Annotated in this window: 1 tRNA gene and 2 rRNA genes; all 3 read right to left on the minus strand. The window is 47.0% G+C overall.

The features are described 5' to 3' along the window. Positions 1-140: 140 nt before the first annotated feature. The 3 genes from rrf to M2373_RS22480 all read right to left on the minus strand — a co-directional run bounded on the left by rrf (position 141) and on the right by M2373_RS22480 (position 3,388). Positions 141-248 (minus strand): 5S ribosomal RNA (rrf, locus tag M2373_RS22470). Positions 249-401: 153 nt separating this feature from the next. Further along, positions 402-3,156 (minus strand): 23S ribosomal RNA (locus tag M2373_RS22475). A 158-nt stretch (positions 3,157-3,314) separates the two neighbouring features. Further along, positions 3,315-3,388 (minus strand) — tRNA-Ala (locus tag M2373_RS22480). Between the last annotated feature and the right edge of the window lie 78 nt (positions 3,389-3,466).

Consider the following 3,466-nt stretch of genomic DNA (forward strand, 5'->3'; position numbering starts at 1 on the left):
GCAATAGGCAATAGGCAATAGGCAATAGGCAAAGATAAATCTTTGGGGGATGGACACAAAAAAACCTCATTCAAATAAATGAATGAGGTTGATACATAAAAAAAGTCCTCCAATCTTGCGATTGAGGACTTTTTAATAAAAACTGGCGGCGACCTACTCTCCCGCGTTAGCAGTACCATCGGCGCTGGTGGGCTTAACTTCTGTGTTCGGAATGGGAACAGGTGAGCCCCACCGCTAAAACCACCCTAAAGGTTGTATATAAGAGGTTAGAGATTAGTAATTAGAGTTTAGTAAATTACTAAATTCTAATATCGAGCTTCTAACTTCTGTTTTATCGGTAAATTTCATCACAAAGGCAAAACCAGTTCTGCACTTATAAGGCTTGGTAGTTGTAACCAATAGGCTATAAATCTACGGGTAATTAGTACTACTCGGCTATGCTGTTACCAACTTTACACCTGTAGCCTATCAACGTTGTCATCTCCAACGACCCTTAAAAGATGTCTCATCTTGAGGCGAGTTTCGCACTTATATGCTTTCAGTGCTTATCTCTTCCAAACGTAGCTACTCAGCGGTGCACCTGGCGGTACAACTGATACACCAGAGGTTTGTTCAATTCGGTCCTCTCGTACTAGAATCAAGCCCTCTCAAACATCTAACGCCCGCAATAGATAGAGACCGAACTGTCTCACGACGTTCTGAACCCAGCTCGCGTGCCACTTTAATGGGCGAACAGCCCAACCCTTGGGACCTTCTCCAGCCCCAGGATGTGACGAGCCGACATCGAGGTGCCGAACCTCCCCGTCGATGTGAGCTCTTGGGGGAGACTAGCCTGTTATCCCCGGAGTACCTTTTATCCTATGAGCGATGGCCCTTCCATACGGAACCACCGGATCACTATGTCCTGCTTTCGCACCTGATCGACTTGTAGGTCTCACAGTCAAGCACCCTTATGCCATTACACTCTACGCACGGTTACCAAGCGTGCTGAGGGTACCTTTGAAAGCCTCCGTTACTCTTTTGGAGGCGACCACCCCAGTCAAACTACCCACCACGCAATGTCCTTCTAAAAGAAGTTAGGCTCCAAGTAAGTAAAGGGTGGTATTTCAACGTTGACTCCACAAACACTAGCGTGCCTGCTTCAAAGTCTCCCACCTATCCTACACATTACTTACTCAAAGTCAATACGAAGTTATAGTAAAGGTTCACAGGGTCTTTTCGTCCCATTGCGGGTAATCGGCATCTTCACCGATACTACAATTTCACCGAGCTCGTGGCTGAGACAGTGCCCAGATCGTTACACCATTCGTGCAGGTCGGAACTTACCCGACAAGGAATTTCGCTACCTTAGGACCGTTATAGTTACGGCCGCCGTTTACTGGGGCTTCAGTCAAACGCTTCGCTTACGCTAACGCCCTTCCTTAACCTTCCAGCACCGGGCAGGTGTCAGACCCTATACAGCATCTTTCGATTTAGCAGAGTCCTGTGTTTTTGATAAACAGTCGCCTGGGCCTCTTCACTGCGGCCAGCATTGCTGCTGGCGTCTCTTCTTCCGAAGTTACGAGACTATTTTGCCTAGTTCCTTAGCCACGACTCACTCGAGCACCTTAGGATTCTCTCCTCGACCACCTGTGTCGGTTTTGGTACGGGTTGCTTCACTTCGGCTTTTCTTGGATCCGATTTCACTATAACAGCTTCGCCCGAAGGCTAGGCCTTGACACTTCCGTCCGTCTTCAATAGCTACGTCGAACCGTCCCCTTTTTAGTGTGAGCAAGTATGGGAATATTAACCCATTGTCCATCCACTACCCCTTTCGGGTTCGCGTTAGGTCCCGACTAACCCTCAGCTGATTAGCATGGCTGAGGAAACCTTAGTCTTTCGGTGAGGGGGTTTCTCGCCCCCTTTATCGTTACTTATGCCTACATTTTCTTTTCTATCCGCTCCACAATACCTCACGATACTGCTTCGGCGCAAATAGAATGCTCTCCTACCAGATATAATTAATTATAAATCCATAGCTTCGGTAATATGTTTATGCCCGATTATTATCCATGCCGGACCGCTCGACTAGTGAGCTGTTACGCACTCTTTAAATGAATGGCTGCTTCCAAGCCAACATCCTAGCTGTCAATGCAGTCCAACCGCGTTGCTTCAACTTAACATATATTTGGGGACCTTAGCTGTTGGTCTGGGTTCTTTCCCTCTCGGACATGGACCTTAGCACCCATGCCCTCACTGCCGTAGAACATTTATTAGCATTCGGAGTTTGTCAGGAATTGGTAGGCGATGAAACCCCCGCATCCAATCAGTAGCTCTACCTCTAATAAACTTATATACGACGCTGCACCTAAATGCATTTCGGAGAGTACGAGCTATCTCCCAGTTTGATTGGCCTTTCACCCCTACCCACAGGTCATCCGAAGACTTTTCAACGTCAACCGGTTCGGTCCTCCACTCTGTGTTACCAGAGCTTCAACCTGCCCATGGGTAGATCACAAGGTTTCGCGTCTAATCCTACTAACTATGCGCCCTATTCAGACTCGCTTTCGCTCCGGCTCCGGACCTGAAGTCCTTAACCTCGCTAGTAAAATTAACTCGTAGGCTCATTATGCAAAAGGCACGCCGTCACCCAACTTGTGGGCTCCGACCGCTTGTAGGCGTACGGTTTCAGGTTCTATTTCACCCTTCTATTCGAAGTGCTTTTCACCTTTCCTTCACAGTACTTGTTCACTATCGGTCTTTCAGGAGTATTTAGCCTTGGAGGATGGTCCCCCCATATTCAGACAGGATTTCACGTGTCCCGCCCTACTCATTTATCATCTATGTATACCTTTCGAATACCGGGCTATCACCGTCTATGGCCGTTCTTTCCAGAACGTTCTTCTAAATATATAAAGACTTTTGGGCTAATCCGCTTTCGCTCGCCACTACTTACGGAATCTCTTCGATTTCTTTTCCTCCGGGTACTTAGATGTTTCAGTTCTCCGGGTTTGCTCCTCTTGCGAGGTGACATGTCTTCAACATGCCGGGTTGCCCCATTCGGACATCTCGGGATCAATTCGTGTGTGCCAATCCCCCGAGCTTTTCGCAGCTTACCACGTCCTTCTTCGCCTCTGAAAGCCTAGGCATCCGCCATACGCCCTTAACGATTTCTTTCCTATTTTTAGGTTACTCAAGCACTTATAAGTGCTCGGTTTTCTCTTTGTGATGTCTTTACCGTTAATGTCAATGATCTTATTGTCTTCTTTTCCGTCTGATGAACAATTGTTGTTTTTGGCTCCAATCGTAACTTTTAAATCAAACTTCCAAAACTGTGGAGAATAAGGGAGTCGAACCCTTGACCTCCTGCGTGCAAGGCAGGCGCTCTAGCCAGCTGAGCTAATTCCCCTCTAGTCAGATGTTAGATGTTAGTCATTAGAGATTAGTAAAAAACTAACTTCTAAATTCTAATTTCTAACCTCTATTT

It is taken from the genome of Chryseobacterium sp. JUb7, assembly GCF_024806495.1.
In the GTDB taxonomy this organism is placed as follows: Bacteria; Bacteroidota; Bacteroidia; order Flavobacteriales; family Weeksellaceae; genus Chryseobacterium.